Annotated in this window: 27 protein-coding genes; 13 read left to right on the forward strand and 14 right to left on the reverse strand. The window is 74.9% G+C overall.

The features are described 5' to 3' along the window. Window positions 1-22 precede the first annotated feature (22 nt). Both AB0F68_RS01620 and AB0F68_RS01625 read right to left on the reverse strand, forming a co-directional pair. A complete protein-coding gene (locus AB0F68_RS01620) occupies window positions 23-409 on the reverse strand; it encodes a VOC family protein (protein WP_357332042.1) in 387 nt (128 codons plus the stop codon). Further along, entirely contained in the window at window positions 406-762 is a 357-nt protein-coding gene (locus AB0F68_RS01625; RefSeq protein ID WP_357332044.1) for a DUF1801 domain-containing protein, read from the reverse strand. The genes AB0F68_RS01620 and AB0F68_RS01625 overlap by 4 nt, the downstream gene beginning before the upstream one ends. Before the next feature lie 116 nt (window positions 763-878). On the opposite strand from AB0F68_RS01625, the gene AB0F68_RS01630 reads away from it, so the two are divergent. Next, the gene (locus AB0F68_RS01630) at window positions 879-1769 is read left to right on the forward strand and encodes a LysR substrate-binding domain-containing protein (RefSeq protein WP_357332046.1); all 891 of its coding nucleotides are present in this window, start codon (window positions 879-881) and stop codon (window positions 1767-1769) included. A 31-nt stretch (window positions 1770-1800) separates the two neighbouring features. After that, window positions 1801-2361, forward strand: coding sequence for an NUDIX domain-containing protein (locus AB0F68_RS01635; protein ID WP_357332048.1), 561 nt, complete (start codon window positions 1801-1803; stop codon window positions 2359-2361). On the opposite strand, the gene AB0F68_RS01640 is transcribed toward AB0F68_RS01635, so the two are convergent. Further along, window positions 2348-3436 (reverse strand): hypothetical protein, encoded by a 1089-nt coding sequence (locus tag AB0F68_RS01640; RefSeq protein WP_357332050.1) that lies wholly within the window; start codon window positions 3434-3436, stop codon window positions 2348-2350. The two genes, AB0F68_RS01635 and AB0F68_RS01640, sit on opposite strands and share 14 nt — an antisense overlap. Window positions 3437-3486: 50 nt before the next feature. Continuing rightward, window positions 3487-3807, reverse strand: a complete 321-nt coding sequence (locus tag AB0F68_RS01645; RefSeq protein WP_357332052.1) for a helix-turn-helix transcriptional regulator — start codon at window positions 3805-3807, stop codon at window positions 3487-3489. Window positions 3808-3948: 141 nt separating this feature from the next. Between AB0F68_RS01645 and AB0F68_RS01650 the strand changes: the two genes are divergently transcribed. Together AB0F68_RS01650 and AB0F68_RS01655 are read left to right on the forward strand one after the other, a co-directional pair. Further along, entirely contained in the window at window positions 3949-5004 is a 1056-nt protein-coding gene (locus tag AB0F68_RS01650) for a MerR family transcriptional regulator (RefSeq protein ID WP_357332054.1), read from the forward strand. 49 nt (window positions 5005-5053) lie between these two features. Next, on the forward strand, window positions 5054-5932 hold the full coding sequence (locus tag AB0F68_RS01655) for an LLM class flavin-dependent oxidoreductase (protein WP_357332056.1): 879 nt from the start codon (window positions 5054-5056) through the stop codon (window positions 5930-5932). Window positions 5933-5936: 4 nt separating this feature from the next. On the opposite strand, the gene AB0F68_RS01660 is transcribed toward AB0F68_RS01655, so the two are convergent. The 3 genes from AB0F68_RS01660 to AB0F68_RS01670 form a co-directional block, all read right to left on the reverse strand. Continuing rightward, window positions 5937-6371 carry an ASCH domain-containing protein gene (locus AB0F68_RS01660; protein WP_357332058.1) on the reverse strand — a complete coding sequence of 145 codons (435 nt, stop codon included), beginning with the start codon at window positions 6369-6371 and terminating at the stop codon, window positions 5937-5939. Window positions 6372-6527: 156 nt separating this feature from the next. Then, window positions 6528-7547 carry a hypothetical protein gene (locus tag AB0F68_RS01665; protein ID WP_357332060.1) on the reverse strand — a complete coding sequence of 340 codons (1020 nt, stop codon included), beginning with the start codon at window positions 7545-7547 and terminating at the stop codon, window positions 6528-6530. A gap of 40 nt (window positions 7548-7587) precedes the next feature. Then, a complete protein-coding gene (locus AB0F68_RS01670; protein ID WP_357332062.1) occupies window positions 7588-8136 on the reverse strand; it encodes a phosphoribosyltransferase in 549 nt (182 codons plus the stop codon). Window positions 8137-8333: 197 nt separating this feature from the next. Between AB0F68_RS01670 and AB0F68_RS01675 the strand changes: the two genes are divergently transcribed. The 4 genes from AB0F68_RS01675 to AB0F68_RS01690 all read left to right on the forward strand — a co-directional run bounded on the left by AB0F68_RS01675 (window position 8334) and on the right by AB0F68_RS01690 (window position 12632). Then, a complete protein-coding gene (locus tag AB0F68_RS01675; protein WP_357332064.1) occupies window positions 8334-8963 on the forward strand; it encodes a septal ring lytic transglycosylase RlpA family protein in 630 nt (209 codons plus the stop codon). A 100-nt stretch (window positions 8964-9063) separates the two neighbouring features. Then, a complete protein-coding gene (locus AB0F68_RS01680; RefSeq protein ID WP_357332066.1) occupies window positions 9064-10191 on the forward strand; it encodes a PP2C family protein-serine/threonine phosphatase in 1128 nt (375 codons plus the stop codon). Between the two features lie 140 nt (window positions 10192-10331). Then, window positions 10332-12188 (forward strand): acyl-CoA dehydrogenase, encoded by a 1857-nt coding sequence (locus AB0F68_RS01685; RefSeq protein ID WP_357332068.1) that lies wholly within the window; start codon window positions 10332-10334, stop codon window positions 12186-12188. 174 nt (window positions 12189-12362) lie between these two features. Further along, window positions 12363-12632, forward strand: coding sequence for a DUF6458 family protein (locus AB0F68_RS01690; RefSeq protein ID WP_013283345.1), 270 nt, complete (start codon window positions 12363-12365; stop codon window positions 12630-12632). A 26-nt stretch (window positions 12633-12658) separates the two neighbouring features. Here AB0F68_RS01690 and AB0F68_RS01695 read toward each other — a convergent pair whose 3' ends face one another. Beyond that, window positions 12659-13195 carry a histidine phosphatase family protein gene (locus AB0F68_RS01695; RefSeq protein ID WP_357332070.1) on the reverse strand — a complete coding sequence of 179 codons (537 nt, stop codon included), beginning with the start codon at window positions 13193-13195 and terminating at the stop codon, window positions 12659-12661. A 116-nt stretch (window positions 13196-13311) separates the two neighbouring features. On the opposite strand from AB0F68_RS01695, the gene AB0F68_RS01700 reads away from it, so the two are divergent. Beyond that, window positions 13312-13602: a DUF6458 family protein gene (locus AB0F68_RS01700; protein WP_357332072.1), complete on the forward strand. Its 291-nt coding sequence runs from the start codon at window positions 13312-13314 to the stop codon at window positions 13600-13602. A gap of 70 nt (window positions 13603-13672) precedes the next feature. On the opposite strand, the gene AB0F68_RS01705 is transcribed toward AB0F68_RS01700, so the two are convergent. After that, window positions 13673-14350: a hemolysin III family protein gene (locus AB0F68_RS01705; RefSeq protein WP_357332074.1), complete on the reverse strand. Its 678-nt coding sequence runs from the start codon at window positions 14348-14350 to the stop codon at window positions 13673-13675. A gap of 76 nt (window positions 14351-14426) precedes the next feature. Here AB0F68_RS01705 and AB0F68_RS01710 point away from each other — a divergent pair, with 76 nt between their 5' ends. From AB0F68_RS01710 to AB0F68_RS01720, 3 genes are read left to right on the forward strand one after another with little or no spacing between them, the layout of a single operon-like run. After that, a complete protein-coding gene (locus AB0F68_RS01710; RefSeq protein WP_357332076.1) occupies window positions 14427-15038 on the forward strand; it encodes an allophanate hydrolase subunit 1 in 612 nt (203 codons plus the stop codon). Beyond that, window positions 15035-15961 (forward strand): biotin-dependent carboxyltransferase family protein, encoded by a 927-nt coding sequence (locus tag AB0F68_RS01715; RefSeq protein WP_357332078.1) that lies wholly within the window; start codon window positions 15035-15037, stop codon window positions 15959-15961. The genes AB0F68_RS01710 and AB0F68_RS01715 overlap by 4 nt, the downstream gene beginning before the upstream one ends. Then, on the forward strand, window positions 15945-16694 hold the full coding sequence (locus tag AB0F68_RS01720; protein WP_357332081.1) for a 5-oxoprolinase subunit PxpA: 750 nt from the start codon (window positions 15945-15947) through the stop codon (window positions 16692-16694). Before AB0F68_RS01715 ends, AB0F68_RS01720 begins: the two co-directional genes overlap by 17 nt. Window positions 16695-16710: 16 nt before the next feature. Here the strand turns inward: AB0F68_RS01720 and AB0F68_RS01725 are convergent, their stop codons facing one another. Next, complete coding sequence (locus tag AB0F68_RS01725) at window positions 16711-18543, reverse strand: NHL domain-containing thioredoxin family protein (RefSeq protein WP_357332083.1); 1833 nt, start codon at window positions 18541-18543, stop codon at window positions 16711-16713. A 71-nt stretch (window positions 18544-18614) separates the two neighbouring features. Continuing rightward, on the reverse strand, window positions 18615-19265 hold the full coding sequence (locus tag AB0F68_RS01730) for a TetR/AcrR family transcriptional regulator (RefSeq protein WP_357332085.1): 651 nt from the start codon (window positions 19263-19265) through the stop codon (window positions 18615-18617). Window positions 19266-19352: 87 nt separating this feature from the next. Here AB0F68_RS01730 and AB0F68_RS01735 point away from each other — a divergent pair, with 87 nt between their 5' ends. Continuing rightward, a complete protein-coding gene (locus AB0F68_RS01735; RefSeq protein WP_357332087.1) occupies window positions 19353-19928 on the forward strand; it encodes a TIGR03086 family metal-binding protein in 576 nt (191 codons plus the stop codon). 50 nt (window positions 19929-19978) lie between these two features. On the opposite strand, the gene AB0F68_RS01740 is transcribed toward AB0F68_RS01735, so the two are convergent. The 3 genes from AB0F68_RS01740 to AB0F68_RS01750 all read right to left on the reverse strand — a co-directional run bounded on the left by AB0F68_RS01740 (window position 19979) and on the right by AB0F68_RS01750 (window position 24886). After that, window positions 19979-22729: a hypothetical protein gene (locus tag AB0F68_RS01740; protein WP_357332089.1), complete on the reverse strand. Its 2751-nt coding sequence runs from the start codon at window positions 22727-22729 to the stop codon at window positions 19979-19981. A gap of 350 nt (window positions 22730-23079) precedes the next feature. Continuing rightward, complete coding sequence (locus tag AB0F68_RS01745; RefSeq protein ID WP_165823299.1) at window positions 23080-23217, reverse strand: hypothetical protein; 138 nt, start codon at window positions 23215-23217, stop codon at window positions 23080-23082. A 223-nt stretch (window positions 23218-23440) separates the two neighbouring features. Next, window positions 23441-24886, reverse strand: coding sequence for a dihydrolipoamide acetyltransferase family protein (locus AB0F68_RS01750; RefSeq protein ID WP_357332863.1), 1446 nt, complete (start codon window positions 24884-24886; stop codon window positions 23441-23443). Between the last annotated feature and the right edge of the window lie 4 nt (window positions 24887-24890).

Genomic DNA, 24890 nt, shown 5'->3' on the forward strand with positions numbered 1-24890 from the left:
GCGGGCTCGAAGTCAACACCCGTCACGACGTCGGGTACCAGCGCAGCTCGACGGTGTTGCCGTCCGGGTCGCGTACGTAGATCGAGGTGGCTGTGCCGCGCGCGCCGAAGCGCGGCACCGGCCCGGTCAGCACGGTGAACGCCCCGGACTCGATCACCTCCGCCCAGTCGAGCGGCTCGACCACCAGGCAGAAATGGTCCACGTTCGACCCGGCCGGCTCGCCGCGGACCAGGTCGATGATGGTGTCGGCGTTGACGCGTACCGAGGGGAAGGGCACCTCGCCGGCGCGCCAGCGGTCGACGCGCACCGGCGCCAGCCCGAGGGTGCCGCAGTAGAACTCGAGGGACCGTTCGACGTCGGTGACGGCGAGGACCAGGTGGTCGAAGCCGGTCACCCGCACGGCGCTCACCGGGTCTCCAGCGCGTACGCCGCGCGCAGCCAGCCGGCGAACAGCTCGGGGTCGATCTCGTCGACCGTGCGCAGCTTGACCGAGGCCATCCGGCGCGCGCCCGGGACGAGCCGCCCGGAGTCGTCCGCCACGTCCTGCCCGCGCCACAGCCCGAAGGTGAGGTACGCCGGGTAGGCCTTGACCAGGCAGACCGGGGTCTTCCCCGGCCGGTCGCCGAGCCCCCAGACCGGGTGGCCGTGCCACATCGCGCCGGCGGCCTCCGGCAGCGCGGCCTCGATGACGGAACGCAGCTTCTCGCCGGTCTCGCGCAGCGGCGCGTCGAGGCCGGTCAGATAGGTGGTGACGGGATCCATCGGTGGTCCTCCTGGGTGCGACGGGAACACCGTTCACCCTCGTCCGCGGCGCCGTCCGGACCAAGACGCGATCGGACTACGATCGTTGACCAGGATTCAACGGTGGGGGTCGGCGGGTGCTGGAGCGGTACGAGGTCGAGACGTTCCTGACCCTCGCCGAGGAACTGCACTTCGGACGGACCGCCGAGCGGCTGCGGGTGACCACGGGGCGGATCAGCCACGTGGTGCGCAAGCTGGAACGCCGGATCGGCGCGCCGCTGTTCGAGCGGACCAGCCGGGTGGTCCGGCTCACCCCGATCGGCGCCCGGCTCGCCGACGACCTGCGCCCGCTGGTGGCCGGCATCGAGGACGCCGTCCAGCGCGCCGTCGACGCCGGGCGTGGGATCACCGGCGAGCTGCGGGTGGCGTACGTGGGTGAGTCGACCGCGCCGGTGCTGCTCCGGGCCGTCAGCCTGTTCACCGAACGCCACCCGGACTGCGTGGTGCACGTCCACGAGGCCCCGCTCGCCACCACCCGGTCGAGCCTGCGGGACGGCTCGATCGACGTGCTGATCGCCGCGTACCCCTTCGACGGCATGGCGAACGGCCCGGCGCTGCTGCACGAGCGCCGGATGCTCGCGGTGGCCGCGGATCATCCGCTGGCCGACGCGGAGTCGGTGTCGCTGGAGGTGCTGGCCGACCATCCGGTGATCCAGTACCCGGCCGTGACCTCGGCCGCGTTCAAGCGGGACCGCACCCCGGACCGGACGCCGTCGGGGCGGCCGGTGCCGCAGGGCCCGGCCGGCAGCACGTTCTCGGAGATGCTGGCCCTGGTCGCGATGGGGCGCGGGGTGCTGCCGGTGGGCGAGCAGACCCGGCACTACCACGCCCGCCCCGACCTGGCCTACGTGCCGATCCGCGACGCGCCGCCGATCCGGCGCGGTCCGGTGTGGCTGGCCAGCAACAGCACCACCAGGGTACGCGAGTTCGTCCGCGCCGCGGTCGACGCAAACCCCGCCCCGGACTGACGCTGTCGGACCCGGCTGGCAGCATGACGGCGTGCGGGACGAGATCCGGGCGCTGGTCGAGGCGCTCACACCGGGCGACGAGCAGGAGGCGCGGCACCGCGCGACCGCGCTGGCCTGGCTGGCCGGCACGGCGGACATCTTCCGCCGGGTGAAGCCGCGCACTCCCTCGCCGCACCTGGTCGCCTACTTCCTGATCCGCGACGAGACCGACGGCGCCGTGCTCCTGGTCGACCACCGCAACGCCGGGATGTGGCTGCCCAGCGGCGGTCACGTCGAGCCGGGCGAGCACCCGGCACAGACCGTACGCCGGGAGATGGTGGAGGAGTTGGGTGTGCCCGCCGTCTTCGCGCCGGCCCTCGGCGAGCGCCCGGCCTTCCTCACGGTGACCGAGACCGTCGGCCCGCCGGAGGAGCGGCACACCGACGTCAGCCTCTGGTACGTGCTGGCCGGCAGCCGCGACCAGAAGCTGATCCCCGACCCGGCGGAGTTCCGGGGCGTCCGCTGGTGGACGCCCCGAGAGGTGGCCGAGGCCGCACCGGGCACGGTCGAGCCGCACCTCGGCCGGATGCTGGCGAAGCTCAGCCGAGGCTGACGGTCAGGGGGCGGGCGTCCCGGCGGGGCGTGAGCGCGGTGACCAGCAGGATCAGCGCGCCGGCCAGGCCGACCAGGAAGAACAGCGAGAGGGTCGGCTGACCGAGCCACTCCCAGAGCGGGTGCCAGCTGGGATGCGGCTCGTCGAGGTGGTGCCCGGCCAGCGACGCGGTGGCGAGCAGCACGGGCGCCCACCAGAAGAACAGGGTGAGGCCCAGCAGCACCGGCGCCCGCCGCCGGTCCTCGGTGCGCCGGCTCGCCCAGGCGAAGACCAGCCAGGCCAGCGCGCCGCCGACCAGCCCGGCCAGCACGGCGGCCGGCAGCACGGCCGGCGGTGCCGCCCGCTGCAGCTCCACGCCGAGGTACGAGCCGAAGGTCCGGGGATCGTCGAAGGTGGCCCGGAGCACGGTGTCGCCCCGACGGGCCACCAGGACGGTCTCGACCGGCTGGCTCGCCGGGTCGCAGCGCGGGTCGGCGCAGGTCTGGAGGACCTCGGAGGTCGGTTCGTACACCTGCCAGCCGGCGTTCCGAAGGCGTTGCCGCGCGGTCGCCAGCGTCTCCGCCTCGGCCGTCGGCATGGGGCCGACCGCCGAGCCGGCGGCCACCCCCTCCTGATATTCGCCGCCGTCGCCGAGCAGCAGGCTGTGCAGGGACTCCCGGGACAGCGGCTGGCCGTAGATGACGAAGAGCGCGCGGGCGGTCGACACGTCGTCGCCGAGCCGGTGGCGGGGGAACGCCTCGGCGAAGGCCGCCGTGAACTCGGCCCGGTCCGGCTGCGGCCGGGAGGTCTCCCAGGCGACCCGGCTGGCCAGCGCGGCGGTGAACAGCCCGCAGATCAGCGCGGTGAGGACGGCCCAGACACCGACCGTGCTGCTGGCCGGCCGGCCGAGGCGGCAGCGCAGGCCACCCCGGATCAGGTCGGCCGTCTCCCGCAGGCTGGGGCGGGTCTGCCCGGCGGGCGCGCCGTCCAGCAGCAGGCCGAGCAGTTCCTCGCCGCGCTCCCGCCGGTATGCGCGGGGATACGCGAGCAGCAACCGTCGGTAGCGGCGGGCGAGGGGGTCCCCCGTCGGTGGCATGGCCGTCCCCTTCAGGTCGTTCGATGGTGGGCCGGGGCCCGGGACGCGGGTCAGGTGGTGCGGGGGCGCAGGGCGCGCAGCCGCGTCTCGGCGGCGGTGGCGAGCTGGCGCAGCCGGACCGTCTCGGCCCGGAGCGCGTCGAGGCCACCGGGGGTGAGCCGGTAGTAGCGGCGCAGTCGGCCGTCGACCACCTCTTCCCGGTCGGGCTCGACCAGGCCCTGCGCGGTGAGCCGGTCCAGCGCGGTGTAGAGGGTGCCGGGCAGCAGGGTGACGCGCGCGGCGGAGAGCGCGGTGACCTCCTGGATGATCCCGTAGCCGTGCCGGGGACCGCCGGCGAGCGCGGTGAGGATCAGGAACGTGGGCTCCCGCATCTGAGTCACCTCGCCAACATATATAAGTGATCGATACATCGTCAACGCCTTGACCCTGCCCCTGCGGCAAGGCCCAGCGTGGTCCGTGCCGGTCGTCGTGACCGGCACGAGGAACGCGACCGGCGCGAGGAGGATGGGTCCGTGGAGCTGCTGACCATCGGGGCGTTCGCCCGCGCGGCGCACCTGACGCCGAAGGCGCTGCGGCTCTACGACGAGCTGGGGCTGCTGCCACCGGCCGCCGTCGACCCGCACTCGGGCTACCGGTACTACGCGCCGGCCCAGCTCGACCGGGCCCGGTTGATCGCCGCGCTGCGCCGGGCCGGCATGCCGCTGGCCGAGATCCAAGCCGTCTGCGGCCTGCCGCCGGACGCCGCCGCCGAGGCCGTGGACGCCTGGTGGCGCCGGGTCAGCGCCGACACGGCGGCCCGCGCTCGCGCCGTCGCGCTCCTCGTCGACCAGCTCGCCGAGAGGGGCACCACCATGTCCGACACCACCTTCCGGTACGCCGTGCGCTGCGAGACCGGCACGGTCCGGGACTCCAACGAGGACACCGCGTACGCCAGTGGGACGCTGCTCGCCGTGGCGGACGGTATGCGGGGCCCGGGCGGGGCCGCCGCCAGCACCGCCGCCGTGGACGCACTGCGCCCGCTGGAGTCGGCCGACGGGCCGGACACCGAACTGCTCGGCGCGCTGGCCGACGCGGTGGTCACCGCCGACCGGGCGGTACGCGCGCACGCCACCGCCGCCCACCAGCCGGTCACCACGCTCACCGCCATCCTGCGACGCGGCACCCGGCTGGCCCTGGTGCACGTCGGGGATACCCGGGCGTACCTGCTGCGGGGTGGCGAGCTGTCCCGGCTCACCCAGGACCACACCTACGTGCAGTCGCTGGTCGACCAGGGGAAGCTCAGCCCGGCCGAGGCCGGGCTGCATCCGCAGCGGGCCCTGCTGGCCCGGGCGCTCGGGGCGGGCGGCGAGGTCGAGGCGGACCTGGCGCTGCGTGCCGCCCTGGCCGGCGACCGCTACCTGCTCTGCTCCGACGGGCTCGCCGCGGTGGTCGACCCCGAGGCGCTGCACGCGGCGCTCGCCGGAGCCGACGACCCGGAGACCGCCGTCGGGCGCCTCGTCGACCTCGCGTACGCGGCGGACGCGCCCGACAACATCGCCTGCGTGGTCGCCGACCTGGTGGCGGCGTAGCCTCACGGCCCGGGTCGGCCTGTCCGACCCGGGTCGTACCCTGGCGCTCATGCGGATTGGCATCGTGATCCTGCCCGACCAGCGCTGGTCGGACTCCCGGCGACGCTGGCAGCAGGCGGACGAGTGGGGCTTCGACCACGCCTGGACCTACGACCACCTCGGGTGGCGCGACCTGGTCGACGGCCCCTGGTTCGACTCGATGACCACGCTCACCGCCGCCGCGACGGTGACCTCCCGGATCCGGCTCGGCACCCTGGTCGCCTCGCCGAACTTCCGGCACCCGGCGGCGTTCGCCCGGCAGGTGACCGCGCTGGACGACGTCTCCGCGGGACGGGTGCTGCTCGGCCTCGGGGCCGGCGGCATCGGCTTCGACTCGGCGGTGCTCGGCGGAGAGACCCTGCCGCCCCGGCAGCGGGTCGACCGGTTCGCCGAGTTCACCGAGCTGCTCGACCTGATCCTGCGGGAGGACCGCACGACCTGGCGCGGCGAGTGGTTCGCGGCGGTCGACGCGCGGAACAATCCCGGCTGCGTCCAGCAGCCCCGGGTGCCGTTCGTGGTCGCCGCCAACGGGCCCCGCTCGATGCGGCTGGTCGCCCGCTTCGGGCAGGGCTGGGTGACCACCGGGCTGGACGGCGACGACCTGGAGAGCTGGTGGTCGAGCGTGGCGGAGCTGTCCGCCCGGCTCGACCGGACGCTGGCGGAGGCCGGGCGCGACCCGGCCACCCTCGACCGCTACCTGTCGCTGGACTCGGCGCCGGTCTTCTCGCTCAGCAACGCGGACTTCTTCACCGAGCAGGTCGATCGGGCCGCCCGGCTGGGCTTCACCGACGTGGTGACCCACTGGCCCCGGGCCAGCAGCTGGTACGCGGGCGACGAGGCGGTGCTGGTCCGGGCGGCGGAGCTGCTGCCGGAGCTGCGCCGGGCGTGACCGGTCAGGTGCCCAGGTCGCCGGTGCTGATCCCGCCGTCGCCGGCGGAGACCAGCCGGAACCGGATGCAGACCACCTGGCTGTCGTCGTCGACAGGGAAGCCGACCCGGGCCCAGTAGCGGCTGTGGCCCTCGCGCCACTCCTCGATGGACCGGTCCCCCTCCCCCTCGGCGCGGGCGAAGTCCCAGGACACGTCGGCGAAGCGGACCACCTCCACGCCGGTCACCTCGACCACGCCGATCAGCTTGTCGTCGTCGTCCACCAGGACGAGCCGCTCGCCGACGTGTTCCAGCTCCTCGTTCTCGGTGGCGTACTCGTCGGTCAGCAGGCCGGCGGTGGCGGTCTTCACGCCGGAGAGCACGAGGGTGTTGAGGGTGGTGCGCAGCTCGCCGGGCGTGCCGAGGGCGAGGGTGCGGAGTCCACCGATGCGGGGCCACATTCTGCCGAGGCTAACCGCCGGCCGCCGGCCCGTCGCGGGATTTCGTCCGCTGCACGGAACCGTCCGGCGGGACCGGCGTGGGCCGCATGACGGATCGGCGGGCGGTGCGTTCCACCGAGGTGCTGGGCCGGGTCTGCATCGCCGCCGAGGACTTCGTCAGATGAGTTGGCCGGCGTAGCCGGCGGCGGCCAGCACCCGCGCGTCCCCGGTCGCCGCGTGGGCCTCCAGCACCGCGTCGGCCAGCTTCACCACGTGCTCGTCGCCGTGCCGGGCGGCCCGGGCGAACACCTCCGCCGGCCCGCCGTCCGCGACCGCCGGCGGGGCGGCCGGCGTGGGTGGGGCGTACACCGAGGTCACGGCGGCCGTGGCCGACCAGGCCGCGGCGACGCTCGGGGCCCAGAGCGCCGAGTCCAGGGCCGGCAGGGTACGCAGCACCGCGGTCGGCGCGGTCACCGCGTGCACCAGCATCACCGGGTTGCCGTGCCCGAACCGCAGGTAGTCCAGGCCGGCCCGGTGCACCAGTTCGGTGAGAATCTGCTCGGCCTCACCCGGGTCGGCGGGCGGGCGCAGCCCCGTCGCCGCGCCGGACCATCCGGGCAGGTCGGGCAGCCGGCCCAGCCGGTCCCTGATCCCGCCGGTCTGCGCCGGGATCCGGGGCACCGCGGCGAGCGCGGCCGGCACGTCGGACCGCCCGGTCAGCGGGCCGGCGCCGGGCACCGGCTGCCAGCGCGCGGCCCAGTAGGCGAGCGCCTGGCCCAGCTCGGCCAGCCGCTGGGGGTTCTCCCCGTCGGTCCGCAGCACCCGCACCGCGTGGCCGACCCGGATGACCCCGTGGGTGGCCCCGGCCGCGATGCCCGGCAGCAGCCGCGGCCACCAGTCGCCGAGCACCTCGCGCCAGGGGCGGTCGCGCAGCTCGCGGTCGAAGTGGGCGAGCCAGTCGCCGGCCCGTTTCGGGTCGCCCAGCGCGGCCCGCCAGTCGTCGATCGGCCGCAGCCCGCGGGGCAGTTCGTCCAGCCGGCGCAGGTAGTCGTCGAGCCAGCGGTGCACCCGGCTGCCGTGGCCGTGGCGGACCAGCGCCTCAACCGCCATGGGCCCGTGGTTGGAGAGCCAGCCCTCGAACTCCGGGCCGGTCCGGTGCAGCCGTTGGTACGCCTCGTCCAGGATGCCGTCGTCCATGCGTCGATCATCGGAGTTGAAGCTTCCTTCAAGTCAAGCCTCAGGGAAGGTGCTCCCCGGTGAGCAGGGCGCGCAGCCGGAGCCGCTCGGCGACCGGCGCCGGACAGGTGGCGACGAGCGCGGCCGTCCCGACGAACTCGGCCCCGCTCTCCCGGACCAGGCGGTGCAGCGCGTCGAGCTGCGCCCCGGTGGCCACCCAGTCGTCGGCCAGCAGCACCCGGTCGCCGGGGCCGAGCCGGCGCGCGTCCACGCCGATCCGGAGCTGCCGGTCCCGGTAGTCCGGGGGCGTCTCGGCCCAGCGCATGGGCCCGACCCGGCGCCGCTCCCCGCCGTCCTTGTAGGCCGGCAGGAAGCCGGCGCCGGCGGCCACCGCGACCAGCGGGCCGAGCAGCAGCCCGGTCACCTCGGGGGCGATCACCACGGTCGGCCGGGCGGCGGGAAAGAGGCCGGCCAGGGCCGGCCCGACCCCGGCCAGCACCTCGGGATCCCCCCACCAGCCGGAGAGGTCACTGACCAGATGGCTGCTCCGCGGGCCGGGGTCGACCCAGCGGAACAACTCGACCAGGCGTCGGCTCAGCACGCCCTCCATCCTGGGCCACCGACACCAGGCGAGGCCGCACCGGCCCCGGCCAGCGCTCATTCCTCCGTTCGGTGGAGTGGCACTGGCTTGATCGGCTACACGTACCAGGGTAAATGCGGGCATAGCACCATGATCACGTTGACTTCCGAAGTGCTTCTCTCGTTACGGTCCGAGCCGATTTGTTCAGCAGACGAAAGGACCGGGCGGTGGCTGGTAGGCACCTTCGTACCCGCAAGTTCTCCTCGCCCGCCGGCATCGCGGCCACCGCGGCCGTCGGCGTGGTGCTCGCCATCGGCGGCACCGTCGGCGCGGTCCAGCTCACCTCGGCCGAGCCCGCCGCCGCACCGGCCGCGGTCGAGGCGCTGCCCAGCACCCTCGCCCCCAGCTCGGCCTCCCCCTCCGCCTCGCCGAGCGCGGCGCCGAGCCTCAGCCCTTCGCCGAAGGCCACCCCGAGCCCGACGGCGACCCGGACCCAGGCGGCGTCCCGGAGCAAGACCCGCACCGCCAGCCCGAAGCCGACCGCGAAGAAGATCACCGCCGCCGCCAAGGTCGTGGACAGCGGCTCCTGCGGCGCGTCCTTCTACGACGAGGGTCAGATGACCGCGAACGGCGAGACCTTCAACCCGGACGCCCTGACCGCCGCGCACAAGACCCTGCCGTTCAACACGAAGGTCCGGGTGACCAACCCGGCCAACGGCAAGTCGGTCGTGGTCCGGATCAACGACCGCGGCCCGTACATCGACGGCCGGTGCATCGACCTGTCCCGGGCCGCCTTCGCCGCGATCGCCTCGACCGACCTCGGCGAGCTGACCGTCAGGTACGAGGTCCTCGGCTGACCGGGTGACCGGCGGCGATCGGGTCGGCGACGGGATCCGGCCGGGCAGAACCTACTCGGACGACGGGCCAGGTTCATTCACCCGTTCACGTCCATCAGGCATGCTGTCCGATGTACGCACGCAACCTTTCCAGTCGGGCCCCGGCCCGCTGAGCCCCGGATCCCGCGCCGGCCTCGGCGCGGCCCTCGCGCTGCTCGCGATCGTGTCCGCCGTGGAACTGGCCGACGGGCGCCCCGCGCACTACATCGCGCTGATGGTGGCCGCCCCGTTCCTCGCCGCCGCGCTCGCGTCCTGGCGGGTGGTGCTCGGGGTGGGCGTGCTCGCCACCGGGATCGGGGCGGCGTTCGCCCTCGCCGAGCAGACCATGTCGCTGGTCACCGCGGTCAACGTGGCCGGCATCGCGCTGGCCACCGCGATCGCCGGCGCCGTGGCGGCGGTACGCCAGCGCCAGTCCGAGCGGATCGCGGAGCTGTCCCGGCTCGCCTCGGTCGCCCAGCAGGCGGTGCTCCGGTCGCTCGGCCCGCAGGTCGGCACCCTGGCGGTGGCCGCCCGCTACATCTCCTCCACGGCCACGGCGGAGATCGGCGGCGACCTGTACGAGGCGATGGACACCCCGTACGGCGTCCGCATGATCATCGGCGACGTGCGCGGCAAGGGGCTGGACGCGGTCCGGCTGGCCAGCATCGTGCTCGGCTCCTACCGGCACGTGGCGTACGAGCGGGCGGACCTGCGCGCGGTGGTGACCGACCTGGACCGGGCGGTGGCCCGCAACGTCGGCGACGAGGACTTCGTCACCGCCGCGCTGGTCGAGGAGCGGGGCGGCACCCTCACCATCGTCAACTGCGGCCACCCGCCGCCGCTGCTGCTGCGCCGGGGCGCGGTGATCCCGCTGGAGCCGCCGGCGCCCGCGCCGCCGCTCGGCTTCATGCCGGTGGTCCGGCCCCGGGTGGAGCGGTTGGAGCCGGGCGACCGGCTGCTGCTCTTCACCGACGGGCTGGGCGAGGCGCGCCGGGACGGCGAGTTCTTCCCGACCGCCGACCGGGCCTGGCGGCTGCTCGGCCACGGCACCGTCGCCGACGGCCTCGCCTCGCTGGAGACCGCCCTGGTCGAGTGGGTGCACGGCCGGCTCGACGACGACATCGCGCTGGTCCTGATGGAGTACACCGGGCCGCGCAGCGCCGCCGCCGCGCCCGTGCCGAGCTGGGAGGTCGGCGCGGCCGAGAGCTGAGCCGGCGGTCACTCCGTCAGGTGAACCGGAAGTGTGTAATCGCTGTCACTTTGGAGATCGGCTTGTCGTTGGCTACCGGCGAGTAATACAGTCTGGAGTTACTGATCGGTAACACCTGTCCGGAAGCGGGGCCAGCGAGCATGACCCACTACAAGAGCAACCTTCGGGACCTCGAGTTCAACCTCTTCGAGGTCTTCGGGGCGGACCGGACGTTCGGCCAGGAGCCGTACACGGACCTGGACGTCGACACCGCCCGTAGCTTCCTCTCCGAGGTCGACCGCCTGGCCCGTGAGGACCTGGCCGCCAGCTACTCGGACAGCGACCGCAACCCGCCGGTCTTCGACCCCGCGACGCACACCGCGCCGCTGCCGGAGTCGTTCAAGAAGTCGTACCAGGCGTTCATGGACTCGGAGTTCTGGCGGTTGGACCTGCCGGAGGCCCTCGGCGGCACCAACGCTCCGCGCGCCCTCTGGTGGTCGCTCGCCGAGCTGGTGCTCGGCGCGAACGCCCCGATCTGGATGTACGCCTCCGGCCCGTCCTTCGCGCACGTGCTGCACGTCGAGGGCACCGAGCAGCAGAAGAAGTGGGCCCGGCTCTTCATCGAGAAGCAGTGGGGCTCGACCATGGTGCTGACCGAGCCCGACGCCGGCTCGGACGTCGGCGCCGGCCGCACCCGGGCCGTCCCGCAGCCCGACGGCTCCTGGCACATCGAGGGCGTCAAGCGCTTCATCACCTCGGGCGAGCACGACCTGACCGACAACATCGTCCACTACGTGCTGGCCCGCCCGGTCGGCGTCGAGGGCGTCGGCGGCCCGGGCACCAAGGGCCTGTCCCTCTTCGTCGTGCCGAAGTTCCACTTCGACGAGGAGACCGGCGAGCTGGGCGAGCGCAACGGCGTCTTCGCCACCAACGTCGAGCACAAGATGGGCCTGAAGGTCTCCAACACCTGCGAGGTGACCTTCGGCGAGCACGGCGTGCCGGCCAAGGGCTGGCTGCTCGGTGAGAAGCACGACGGCATCCGGCAGATGTTCATGATCATCGAGTACGCCCGGATGATGGTCGGCACCAAGGCGATCGCCACCCTCTCCACCGGCTACCTGAACGCCCTGGAGTACGCCAAGAACCGGGTGCAGGGCGCCGACCTGGTCCAGCAGACCGACAAGTCCGCCCCGCGGGTGACCATCACCCACCACCCGGACGTGCGCCGCTCGCTGCTCATGCAGAAGTCGTACGCCGAGGGCCTGCGCGCGCTGGTCTGCTACACGGCCACCTGGCAGGACAGGGTCGCGGTTGCCGAGGCGGCCGGCGACGAGAAGGCCACCAAGCTGGCCAAGCGGGTCAACGACCTGCTCCTCCCGCTGGTCAAGGGCGTCGGCTCCGAGCGGGCCTACGAGCTGCTCGGCCACGAGTCGCTGCAGACCTTCGGCGGCTCCGGCTTCCTCCAGGACTACCCGCTGGAGCAGTACGTCCGGGACGCCAAGATCGACACCCTGTACGAGGGCACCACGGCCATCCAGAGCCTGGACCTGATCTTCCGGAAGATCGTCCGGGACAACGGCAAGGCCCTCATGGCGGTCGCCGGCGAGATCCAGGAGTTCATCGCCTCCGAGGCCGGCAACGGCCAGCTCAAGGAGGAGCGGCAGGCGCTCGGCAAGGCGCTCGGTGAGATCCAGAACATCCTCGGCGTGATGATGGGCTGGCTGACCGAGGCCCAGGGCGGCGAGGCCCGCGGCCTCTACAAGGTCGGCCTGAGCAGCCGCCGGTTCCTGCTGGCGGTCGGCGACCTGGTGGTCGGCTGGCTGCTCCAGAAGCAGGCGGACGTGGCGCTGAAGGCGCTGGGCGGCGACGTCTCCGCCACCGACAAGGCGTTCTACACCGGCAAGGTGGCCGCCGCCCGGTTCTTCGCCCGCGAGGTGCTGCCGCGCATCGGCGCCGACCGGCGGATCATCGAGGGCGCCGACCTGGAGATCATGGACCTCCCGGAGGAGGCGTTCTGATCCCCGCCGGGGTGATTCCACCCTGACGACCGACCGGCGGCCGGCGAGCGGACAGCTCGCCGGCCGCGGTCGTGTTTTCACGCCCCGGCCGGTAGGCGGGCCCCCTGGCGGGTAACCGTCGCAGACCACGACAGGGCACGCCCAAGGGCCACCGCACAGGGGAGTGCAGCGCACATGGGCATTGGCAGCGCCATCTTTCTCATCGCGCTCGGCGCGATCATGACCTTCGCCATCCGGGCCAACGTCTGGTGGATCGACCTGCGTGCGGTCGGCTGGGTGTTCATCCTGGCCGGGCTGGGCGTGTTGCTCACCACGCTCTGGTTCTGGCAGGACCGCCGCAAGCGGGCACGCACGCTCATCGTGGAGGAGAACCGGCTCTCCCACCCGACCGCGATGATGCCCCCGCCGCCGGACCCGCCGCCGCCGACCGCTCCACCGTCCTGACCGGCTGAGCCCACCGTGCGGTGGGCTCAGCCGCGTGCGGTGTGCCGGGCGGTGATGGGCGCGCCGCCCGGTGCGAGCTCGGCCCAGCGGGTGGTCGGCCCATGCACGACCAGGTCGGTGGTCCGCAGCCCGTCCGGATCCGCCCGCTCCGGATCGAGCAGCGCGGAGAGCAGCGAGATGCCCGGATTATGGGTGATCAGCAGCACGTACCGGGCGTCCGGGTCGACCGCCCGGACCAGCTCCAGCAGCCCGTCCGGGTGCGCCTCGTACGCCGCCGGCTCGTAGCGCACGGCGGGTGCCGACCCGGCCGGGCCCCCCTCCGGCGGGGATCCGGTCGCGCCCAGCGCCACCCCGTGCCAGGTCTGCCGGGTCCGCCGGGCCGGCGAGCAGAGCACCACGTCGGGGAGGAGCGTGTGCCGGGCCAGCCACGCGCCGGCCGCCGCCGCGTCGGCGTGGCCCCGTGCGGTCAGCGGCCGCTCCTCGTCGGGGGTCTCCTGGGACTGCTCCGCCTTGGCGTGTCGCAGCAGCACCAACGTCCGCTGCTGGTTCCTGCCGTCCGTCATGCGCCCAGCTTGCCTGATTGGCGATCTCAGCGCCTGGGTATGTCGACGTGTGCCGCTACCTCATCCATGGCCGCGGCGGGCAGGAAACGCCAGCAGGACGCCAAGGAGGCGACGTCATGGGCATCGGTGCCAGCATCTTCCTCATCGCGCTCGGCGCGATCTTCGCGTTCGCCATCGACGCCAACCTGGGGTGGCTGAACCTGAACGTGGTGGGCTGGGTGCTCATGCTCGCCGGAGTGGCGGGCCTGATCACCACGCTCTACTTCTGGAACAGCCGCCGCCGGGTGGTGGCCGCCCCGGTGCGCGAGCGCGTCGTGGCCGAGCCGGTCGTGCCGGTGCAGGACGACCGGGTCGTGCGCGAGGAGTACCGCGAGGTGCGCCGCCCGGGCTCGGGCTACCCGGTCTGACCGGCACCGCGAACGTCGGGGGCCCCGCGACGGCGCGGGGCCCTCGCCTTTCTCTGCGGCCGACCGGCGCTCAGGCGAACAGCGCGAAGTAGATCGCCACGTGGTGGCAGATCGCCGCGACCAGGGTGCAGGCGTGGAAGAACTCGTGGTGGCCGAAGACGGTGGGCCACGGGTTCGGCCGGCGCAGCGCGTAGAAGACGGCGCCGACGCTGTAGATCGCTCCGCCCACGGCCAGCAGCACCAGAGCGGTGACCCCGCCGGAATGCAGGATCTCCGGCAGCATCGCGACCGCGACCCAGCCGAGCGCCAGGTAGAGCGGGGCGGAGACCCAGCGCGGCGCGTGCGGCCAGATCAGCTTGACCGCCACCCCGGCCAGCGCCCCGCCCCAGACCAGGCCGAGCATGATCGTGGCGTGCCGGGTGTCCAGCAGCAGGGCGCAGAACGGCGTGTAGGTGCCGGCGATGAACACGAAGATCATCGAGTGGTCCATCCGGCGCATGATCTGGTAGCCCCGCTCGGACCAGACCCGGCGGTGGTAGAGCGCGCTGGTGCCGAAGAGACCGCACACGGTCAGGCTGTAGATCAGGCAGCTCACCAGCGGGGCCCAGCCGGGGCGGGCGGCGGCGATGGAGCAGAGCACGATGCCGCAGACCAGCGCGGCGAAGAACGCATAGGTGTGCAGCCAGCCGCGCATCCGGGGTTTCCCGATGTCGACCGGCTTGAGCCGGAGCGGTGCGGAGGTGGTCACGCTCAACAGGTTACGACACCGTAGGTTACTTGCAAGTAGTGTGGACCGTCACGGTCGCCGACGCGAGGATGACGGGATGCGGATCCGGACCGTCGGCGCGCACGCCCTGCTGCTCGACTGCGACGGTCCCGAGCAGGTCGAGGCGTGGCGGGGCGAGCTGTGGCGGCGCCGGGCAGCCGCCGAGCTGAGCGCCGTCGAGATCGTCCCGGCCGCCGCCACCGTCCTGGTCGACGGGGTGCCGGACCCGGTGACGGCCGCCGAGCGGATCGCCGGGTGGACCCCGGCCGGCGCCACGGCCACCACCGGCGCCGCCGAGGTGCGGGTCCCCACGGTGTACGACGGCGCGGACCTGCCCGCCGTCGCCGAGCACTGGGGCGTCGACGTGCCCGCCGTGGTGGACCGGCTGCGGCGGACCGAGTTCCGGGTGGCGTTCTGCGGCTTCGCGCCGGGGTTCGCGTACCTCACCGGGTTGCCGGCCGAGCTGGCCGTGCCCCGGCTCGCCACCCCGCGTACCCGGGTGCCGGCCGGCTCGGTGGCGCTGGCCGGCCCGTACGCGGGGATCTACCCGACCGCCTCGCCCGGCGGCTGGCTGCTGGTCGGGCGGACCGACCTGGTCCTCTTCGACGTGTACGCCGACCCACCGGCCCGGCTCACTCCCGGCACCCGGGTCCGGCTGGTGAGCCCGTGATCGAGGTGCTCCGGGCCGGTGCCCTCACCACCGTGCAGGACCAGGGCCGCCCCGGCTGGGCCCACCTCGGCGTGCCCCGCTCCGGCGCCCTCGACCCGGCCGCCCTGCGGCTGGCCAACCGGCTCGTCGGCAACCCCGAGCACGCCGCCGGCCTGGAGATCACCCTGACCGGCTGCACCCTGCGCGTCACCCGGGCGGTCACCGTGGCGCTCACCGGCGCGGAGGCGGACGTGCGGATCGAGCACCCGCCCGCCCCGGACACGCCGCCAGGCCCGGGCCGACCAGCCAAGCACCCGCCCGGCCCGGGTCGGCCCGCCGAGCGCCGGCCCGGGGACATGGGCCGGCCGCTGTCGCTGCCCGCCGGGGCGACCCTGCGGATCGGGCCGGCCCGCGCCGGGGTGCGCAGCTGGCTCGCCGTCTCCGGCGGGATCGCGGTCGAGCCGGTGCTCGGCAGCCGGGCCACCGACACGCTCTCCGGCCTCGGCCCGCCCCCGCTGCGCGACGGCGACCGGCTGCCCCTGGGCGCCCCGACCGGCCCGCCGGCCCCGGTGGACCTCACCGTCGTTCCGGCCGTGCCGGCCGGGCTGCGGCTGACCCTGCGCCCCGGCCCCCGGCAGGACTGGTTCACCCCCGCCGCGCTCGACCTGCTGTTCCGCACCGCGTACGCGATCAGTCCGGCCAGCAACCGGGTCGGCGCGCGACTGGTCGGCGCGGCCCTGCCCCGCGCGGTGGCCGGCGAGCTGCCCAGCGAGGGCCTCGTCCTGGGCGCGGTGCAGGTGCCACCGGACGGCCAACCGCTGATCTTCCTGGCCGACCACCCCACCACCGGTGGATACCCGGTCATCGGGGTGGTGGAGGACGTGACCCCGCTCGCGCAGGCCCGCCCAGGCACTACGGTGACGTTTCATGGACCTCAACGCTGACCTCGGTGAGGGATTCGGCATCTGGCGGCTCGGTGACGACGAGGCGCTGCTGGGGCTGGTCACCTCCGCCAACGTGGCCTGCGGCTTCCACGGCGGTGACGCGTCCACGATGCACCGGGTCTGCGCGGCCGCCGCGCGGCGCGGGGTCGCCGTCGGCGCCCAGGTCGGCTACCGGGACCTCGCCGGCTTCGGTCGGCGGCACATCGCCTACGACTTCGCCACGCTGCGGGACGAGACGATCTACCAGCTCGGGGCGCTGGACGCCTTCTGCCGGCTGACCGGCACCCGGGTGCGCTACCTCAAGCCGCACGGCGCGCTCTACCACGCGGCCGCCGGCGAGGAGGCCCAGGCCGCCGCGCTGGTCGCCGCGGTCAGCGGCTACGACCACGAGCTGCCGGTGCTCTGCCCGCCCGGCTCGGTGCTCGCCCAGCTCGCCGTCGGTGCCGGCCTGCGGGTGGTCGCCGAGGGCTTCGCCGACCGCAACTACCTGCCCAACGGGCAGCTGGTGCCCCGGAGCGCCGCGAACGCGCTGGTCGAGGACCCCGACCAGGTGGCCACCCGGGCGGTCCGGATGGCCACCGAGCGGACCGTGGTCGCGGTCGACGGCAGCGTGGTGCCCTGCCCGGTCGAGTCGATCTGCCTGCACGGCGATACCCCGGGCGCGGTGCACTGCGCCGAGCTGGTCCGGGCCGCCCTCATCGACGCCGGGGTCGTCGTCACCCCGTTCACCTGACCGGCGGCCCGGTCCGTCAGGCGTCCAGGCCGCGCAGCACCAGCGGCAGGCGCGTCGTGCCGCCGGCCACCACCCGGACCGGCACGCCCCAGTCCTGCCGGGTCAGGTGGCAGGCGGCGTGCTCGACGTCGGCGTCGCAGGTGGCCGCCTGGGCGGTCACCTGGAGCACGCCCTGCGCCACGTCTCCGCTGAGCACCAGCCGGCGGGACAGGTCCGTGCTCGTCCCGGCCCCCTCGACCAGCAGCTCCGGCGGGGACGCCGAGACCACCACGCGGGTCGACGGCCCGTACGTCTCGTCCAGCTTCTGCCCGGGCGCGGGCGTGAAGATCACGTCGAGGGTCAGCTCGCCGGCCGCCACGTCGGTGGGCTTGCGCTCCAGCTTGTGCCGCGGGCCGTCGACGGTGTTCGCGCCCGCCGCGGTCAGCGCGCCGGGGGCCAGCCGGGTGAGCCGGTGCGCGGCCGATTCGACCACCAGCACCTCGCCCTCGGCGGTGAGCACCAGGTCGCTCGGCTCGGCCAGCCCGTCGGCCACCGTGCCGACCTGGTCGGTCTCCGGGTCGAAGCGGCGCACCGCGCCGTTGTAGGTGTCCGCGATCAGCACCGAGCCGTCCGGCAGCGCGCACACCCCGAGCGGGTGCTGGAGCAGCGCCCGGTCGGCCGGGCCGTCGACGTGGCCGAAGTCGAACAGGCCCTGCCCGACGGCGGTGCCCATCACGCCGTTCTCCACGTAGCGGATCGCGCTGGTCTCGCTGTCGGCGACCCAGAGCCGGGCCCCGTCGGCGGACACGGAGAGGCCGGAGGGCTGAGCCATCCAGACGTCCGGCAGCGGGCCGTCGCGCAGCGCCTCGACCGTGGTCCCGGCGTACATGCCGGCGGTCCGCTTCGTCGGGTCGAACCACCAGAGCTGGTGGATGCCGGCCATGGCGATCACGACCTTGTCGTCGTACCAGGCGACGTCCCAAGGGGAGGAGAGGTCGACCGAGCGGGCGTCGTGCGCGTGGTCGTCGACCGTCGAGCGCCACTGCCGCCCGGTGCCGGCGATGGTGACCACCTCGCCGCTCTCCAGCTGCACGCCGCGCAGCAGGTGGTTGACGGTGTCCGCGACGACCAGGTCGTAGCCGGCCACCTCGGCCACGTGCGGGGGCAGCAGGCAGAGCCCCTGCGGCTCGGAGAAGGTGGCGCCGTCGGCCGGGCCGTCGGCGTGACCGCGGCTGCCGGTGCCGATCCGGCGGACCAGGGTCTCCCCGTCCGGGGCCAGCTCGACCAGGGAGTGCCGGGCCGAGTCGGAGACCAGCAGGTTGCCGCCGTCGAGCACGACGGCCTTGCCGGGAAAGCGCAGCGGGGTCTCCGGCTCGGCCGGCGGCACGTACGGGCCCTCGCCCCGGTGCAGGGTGCCCTTCGCCTCGTGGGTGGCGATCAGGTCGTCGACCAGCCGGGCCAGCCCCTCGGCGTGCCCCTCGCCGGCCATGGTGGCGACCACGTAGCCCTCGGGGTCGACCACCGACAGGGTCGGCCAGGCCTTCGCCGCGTACTGCTGCCACATGTCCATCTCGTGGTCGTCGAGCACCGGGTGGTGCACGCCGTACCGCTCGACGGCGGCGGCGAGGGCCACCGGATCCTTCTCGTGCTCGAACTTCGGCGAGTGCACCCCGATCACGACCAGGACGTCGCCGTACTTCTCCTCGAGCGGGCGAAGCTCGTCGAGCACGTGCAGGCAGTTGATGCAGCAGAAGGTCCAGAAGTCCAACAGGACGATCTTGCCGCGCAGGTCGGCCAGGGTGAGGTCCTTGCCGCCGGTGTTCAGCCAGCCCCGGCCGCGCAGCTCGGGTGCCCGTACTCGTGCGCTCATGCCCCCATCGTGCCGCACCGCCGTCGGCGGCCGGGCGGATGGGGCGGTGAAGACGGACACGCTTCCGCGGGCTACCCGGCGGACCGGCCCCGCCAGCGTTCCACCAGGTCGGCCTGCTGAGCCGGGGCGCCGGGGAGCGGGGCCTCGACGGGGTTGTGCAGCGCCTGGAGCAGCAGGGTCAGGTAGCGGTGCCGCAGCGCGGCGCCCCGGTCGGCGCCGGGCAGGTCGACCAGCATGACGGTCTCCAGCAGCAGCACGATGTCGGCCGCGCTGACGTCGCCGCGCAGGTCACCCGACCGGCGTACCCGGTCGAGGAGCGTGTCGGCGAGCCGCGTCGCCCGCTCGGCCATCCGGCTCAGCTCCGGGGTGGGGGCGAACGTGCCGGCCAGCCGCTGCGCGAGTGCCTGGCCGCCGCCCTCGACGACCCGGTGCAGGCAGGCGACGTAGGCGTCCCAGGGCGGCGCCTCGGCGGAGAGCGCGGTCTCCAGGTCGGCGATGTAGCGGGCCAGGCCGTCGGCCGCGAGGGCGCGTAGCAGCTCCTGCTTGCTGGGATAGCGCCGGTAGAGGGCGCTGATGCCCACGCCGGCGCGGCCGGCCACGGCCGAGACGGGCGCGTCGGGGTCGGCCAGGAAGACCTCGCGGGCGGCGTCGAGGATGCGGGCGTCGTTGCGGGCCGCCTCGGCCCGGCGGCCGCTGAGCGGGCCGCTGTCGGGTTCGGACATGAGCCGACCATAGCAGTGGAACGGATCGTTCCGTTCTGCTAATCTGGAACGGAACGAAACATTCCGTTCCCCGAAAAGACCGGCCTCGTGAGCTTCCCCGTCCTCACCACCGCCCTCGACCTCCTGCGCCGCGCCGCCGAGGGGGTTCCGGCCGACCGGCTCGACGACCCGACTCCGTGCGACCGGTGGACCGTCGGCCAGGTGCTGATGCACGCCGCCGGCGACCAGCACGCGTGGGCGGCGTCGGTCGGAGCCGGCGCGCCCCCGGCGTACAACCCGTTCGACCCGCCGCGGGGCCACGACGAGGGCGTCCAGAGCGTCGTGCGGAGCGCGGTCGAGGCGGCCGCCGCGACGTGGGCACGGGTCGACGCGGCGGGCGAGCCGGTCGGCACGCCGCTGCCGCCCGTGCCGACCATGGACCCGCAGCTCGCCGCCGCCACCTGCGCGCTGGACGCCGCGGTCCACGCCTGGGACGTCGCGGTCGCCACCGGGCAGCCGGCGCCGCTCACCGCCGAACTGGCCGAGCAGCTCATGCCGGCGGCGCGGGCGACCGCCGAGCCGCTGCGCGGATTCGCGTACGCCGCCGCGCTGCCCGCCGAGCCCGGCGACCCGGTCGCCGCCCTCCTGGCCTACCTCGGCCGCGACCCGAACTGGCAGAAGTGACGACGACGGCGGGGCCACGGATCACCGTGGCCCCGCCGTCGTGGCAGTTGCTACTGGCCGGCCGGCTTGAGGCAGAGCACCCGGTTGGTCCCGTCGCCGGGCAGGACCACCTGGGGCTGTGCCGGGTCGGCGCACTTGTCTCTGCTGTCGACCCTCGACACCACGGTGAACGCACCCTGCTCGCCGCAGTCGGCCGCCACCGCGGTCGCGTCGGACTGCTTGACGCAGGAGCCCACTGCCGGGTCGAAGCCCGCCGGCTTGTCGTCCCCACCGATCTTGCCGAGCAGGGTGAGCAGGCCGAGCGGCACGGCGAGGATGAGCACCGCGGCGATCAGCACCATGGCCAGCACGCGGCCGTTGCGCACCTTCGGCGTGGGCGCCTCGGTCTTCGGCTCGGCGTCCGGCTTGAACGCCTCGAAGCGGCCCTGGTCCGGGTCGCCGCCCGGGCTCGCCTGCGGCCAGCCCGGCGGGGCCTGCTGGGGCGGCGGCGGGAAGGCGGGCGGGAAGCCGCCCGGCTCGCCCATCGGCCCCTGCCCGGGTACGCCGACCGAGGCGCGGCCGCCGCCCGGCCCCCCGAACGGGTCGCCGGGCACGCCCCCCGGGCCGCCGAACGGGTCGTGGTGACCGTTCGGCGGACCGAACTGGTGCTGGTGCCCCCCGGGAGCGCCGAACTGGTCCTGGTGCCCGCCGGGAGCGCCGAACTGGTCCTGGTGCCCGCCGGGAGCGCCGAACGGGTCGTGCGGCCCGCCGGGGGCCCCGAAGGGGTCGCGCGGCCCGCCCGGGCGCTCGCCGTTGTGCGGGTGCACCCCGTTGGCCGGCCGGTTGTTGGCGGGTGGGTCCACGAAGGACGGCACGCCGGGCGGGAACGGCGGCGGACCGGCGGGCGAGGACGGCGGGGCCGAGTGCACCGGGGGCGCGTCGGCGTACCCGTGCGGTCGGTCCGCCTCGTTCGCCCGGAACTGCGGGCCCGGCTCGGGGAAGCCGTTCGGGCCGTCCTGCCCGGGCGCCTCCTCCGGCTCCGGACGGGCGGGCCGGCCGTAGACCCGCGGCTGCGGGGCCGGTACGCCGGCCGTGGGCAGCGGCTGGTCGTCGGGGGGCGCGACCCGGCTGGCCATCGGCACCGAGGCGCTGGCCGAGACGGCACCGGCCTCCGGCGAGGTGCGCGGCCCGGGGACCACCGGCCCGGCCGGCGACTGCGGTTCCTCGTGCGCCGGAGCGGGCGTGCCCCAGCCGGCGTCGGCGGCCTGCTCCGGCTCGTACGCCTGCGGGTTCCGGTCGCCCGGCTCGAACGACCCGTAGTCGACGGGCGGCGCGGCGGCCAGGGCGGCGCCCGGTACCCGCTGCTCCTGCGGCGGCAGCGGCACCGCGTTGGCCGGGGAGATCCCCGGCCCCGGCGCCGGCTGGTAGCTCGGCCCGTCCTCGGCGCGGGCCGGCTCCCAGCCCGGCGAGGCGGACTGCTCGGGCTGGGCCTCCGCGGCCCGGCCCCACGCCTGGCCCGGCGCCCACGGCTCGGCCTCCGGGATGCCCGGACGCTCGCGGGTCCACTGGCCCGGGCTGTCCTGGTTGCCGGCCCAGGCGGGCGGCGAGTCGGGGGACGGGACGGATGCGCTGGCCCGCGCGGGCGCTTCGGCCGGCGCGGGTGCGGCGGCGGAACCCCAGCCGGGCTGCCCCGGCTCGTCCGCCGGCCGCTCCGGCTCGCGCTGCTGCGGCACCGCCGCGGCGCCGTTCCACGCGCCGGCCGGACGCTGCTCTTCCGGGGCGCCCCAGGCGGACGGCTGCGGCGCCTCGGCGGCGCCGGCGGAGCGCCCCGCGGCCCAGCCGCCGGAGCGGTCCGGGTCGTCGTCCCGGCCGGTGGCCGGGCCGTTCTCCCAGTTGCCCGCGCGGCCCTGATCCTCCTGGGCAGGCCAGGTGCTCTCGGGCCGAACGGCGCCCGGGACGGAGACCTTCGCGGCGGCGCGGGCGGTCGGCTCGGCCGGCGACCAGCCGGGGCCGGCCTGCTCGCCCTGCTGGCCCCAGGCGGGCTGGCCGTCCTGCTGCTGGGCGGCGGCGCCGACGGCCCAGCCGCCGGAGTTGTCCTCCTGCGCCGCGCGCCAGCCGCCGGAGCGGCCCGGATCGTCGTCCTGCTGCCCGGTCGCCGGGTTCCACCCGCCGGACCGGTTCGGGTCGTCCTGCCCGGCCGGGGTGGCCCACGACTCGTTCGGCACGGTGGCGGGCGCGGGCACGTGCGCGGCGCCCCGGGGGCCCGGCTCGCCGCCCTGCGCCCAGGCCGGCTGCTCGCCGGACGGGGCCGGGGCGGCGCCCCAGGCGGGTGCGCCCTGCTCGTTCGGCCAGGCCGGCGGGTTCGGCTCGGTGGGGTTGCCCGGCGCGGCGGCGGCCCAGGCGGGCGGCCCCGACTCGGCGGTGCGGTGGGTGCCGGCCTGCTCGGGCCCGCCCCAGGCGGGTGCTCCCTGGTCGGGTGCGCCCCAGGCCGGACCGGGCTGCTCGGGAGCGGCCCAGGTCGGCTGCGGGGCGGCGCCCCAGCCGCCCGGCTCGGCCGGCGGGGGCACCTGGGCGGTGGCCCGGCCGGCGGCGGGCTGGCCGCCCGGCGGTGTCCAGGCAGGGGGCTGGTCGTCCGGCGCGGCCCAGGCGGGGGCCGGCTGGGCGGGCCGACCGGCCGGCGGGGGCGGGGCCCAGCCGAGATCGGGCGCGCCGTACCCGTTGTCCTGCTGCGCCGGGCGGTCGCCGTACGGCACCGGTCCGCCGGCGCCCGGCGGCACCTCGCCCGGCTCCTGGCCAGGGCGGTGCGGGGCCTCGGACGTCATGGGTGCGCCTCCTCCATCACATGTCGGCCGCCGATGCCGATCGGGACCGTCGGCATGGCTGCCGGCGTCGCCGGCGGGTACCGGCCGTGCGGGCTCCCCGCACCGTATCCGGTGGCCGCCCGGAGGCGCCCGGGGGAGCACCGGCCGTCACTGGCCGTCACCGGACGATATCGATCGGTTGCTTTCGAGGCGATCGGTCCGGGGGCGGCCGGTTGGCGACCGAGACCCACCGTACCGGGCGGTGCGGCGAGGTGGAATCCCGGTGTCAATCGACCTGAAACGCCGAAGACCCGCCCGGTGCGCCCCGGGCGGGTCTTCGAACTGGAGGAGGTGAGGAAAGTAGGGGAGCGTCAGCTCATGTGACGCTGGGCGATGGCGAGAAGCTCCTCGCGGACCGCGGGCGAGTTGGCGGAACGCAGCGCGTGCTCGATGGCACGGGCGCGGCGGTTGGCGTCGCGGCGGTTGCGGATTCGCTCGATCATGCTCATCTGGGTCTCTCCTCCTGGCTATTCGGTTGTCAGCCCCTTGATGCCTCTATTCAACCGCAGAACGCCCCCAACTTCCATCGATTATTAGGTGAGCTGAACCACGTACCTAAGGATCGTAGGTCAACGGCTGTCGCGAGCCGAGGTTTCGTCCGCCAACGGCAACGGCCGGTGTGCCGGGCGTTCACCCGTGGCACACCGGCCGTGGCCTGGTGCGATGGACCCGTCAGGTCCAGGCGAGCAGCGCCGCCTCCGGATCGGCCAGGAAGTCCCCGATGTCGCGGAGGAACTTCGACCCGAGCTCACCGTCGATGATCCGGTGGTCGAAGGAGAGACCCAGGGTGGTGACCAGGCGCGGCTTGACCTTGCCCTTGTGCACCCACGGCTGCTCCCGGACCGCGCCGAAGGCGAGGATCGCGGACTCGCCCGGGGGCAGGATCGGGGTGCCCGTGTCGACGCCGAAGACGCCGACGTTGGTGATGGTCAGCGTGCCGCCGGTCATGTCGGCCGGCGAGGTCTTCCCCGCCTTGGCCGTCTGGACGAGGTCGGTCATCGCGTCCGCCAGCTCGCGCAGCGAGAGCCGGCCGGCGTCCTTGATGTTCGGCACGATGAGGCCACGCTCGGTGGCCGCCGCGATGCCCAGGTTCACGTAGTCCTTGACCACGATCTCCTCGCCGGCCCAGGTCGAGTTGACCATCGGGTGGCGCCTGACCGCCAGCAGCACCGCCTTGGCGACCAGCAGCAGCGGCGAGACCCGCACGTCCCGCCACTCGCGCCGCTCGCGGAGCCGGTCCAGCGCCTTCATCGCCCGGGTCACGTCGACGGTCAGGAACTCCGTGACGTGCGGGGCGGTGAACGCCGAGCGGGACATGTTCTCCGCGGTGAGCTTGCGTACCCCCTTGACCGGGATGCGCTGCTCGCGGTCGGCGCCGAAGCTCGCGGCGGCCGGGGCCTGCGCCGCGACCGTCAGCGGCTCGGCCGCCGCCGGGGCCGCCGCCGCCCGCTGTACGTCCTCCCGGGTGATCGAGCCCAGCGGGCCCGAGCCGGTCAGCGCGGCGAGGTCGACGCCGAGGTCCTTGGCGAGCTTGCGGACCGGCGGCTTGGCCAGCACCGGGCCGGTCGCCCGGCCGTTGCCGTTCACCGACGGCGCGGGCGGCGCCGGGGCGGGCTGGACCGGAGCGGCCGGGGCCGCCGCGGCCTGGACCGGGACGCCGCCCTTGCGCGGGCGGCGCTTGGCCGGCGCGTTCCGCGGGCCGTAGCCGACCAGCACGGCGGTACGCCCGCCCGGCGCCACGCCGCCGATCAGGCCCGGCTCGACCATGCCCTCCTCCGGCGCGACCTCGACGGCGGCCAGCGAGGCCGCCGACGGGGTGGGCAGGTCGGCGGCCGGCGCACCGGTCGTCGACTGCTCGATCGGCCCGGCGTTCGGGTCGGTGTCGATCGCGATGATCGGGCTGCCGACCTCGACCGTGGCGCCCTCCGGGTGGAAGATCGCCTGCACCCGGCCGGCCCACTTCGCCGGGATCTCGACCGCCGCCTTGGCGGTCTCCACCTCGACGATCGGCTGGTTCAGCTCGATGTCGTCGCCCACCTTGACCAGCCAGGCGAGGATCTCGCCCTCGGTCAGGCCCTCGCCCAGGTCGGGGAGGTTGAACTCCTTGATCCGTGACATGCCG

The organism is Micromonospora sp. NPDC023966, assembly GCF_040639095.1.
GTDB lineage: Bacteria > Actinomycetota > Actinomycetes > Mycobacteriales > Micromonosporaceae > Micromonospora.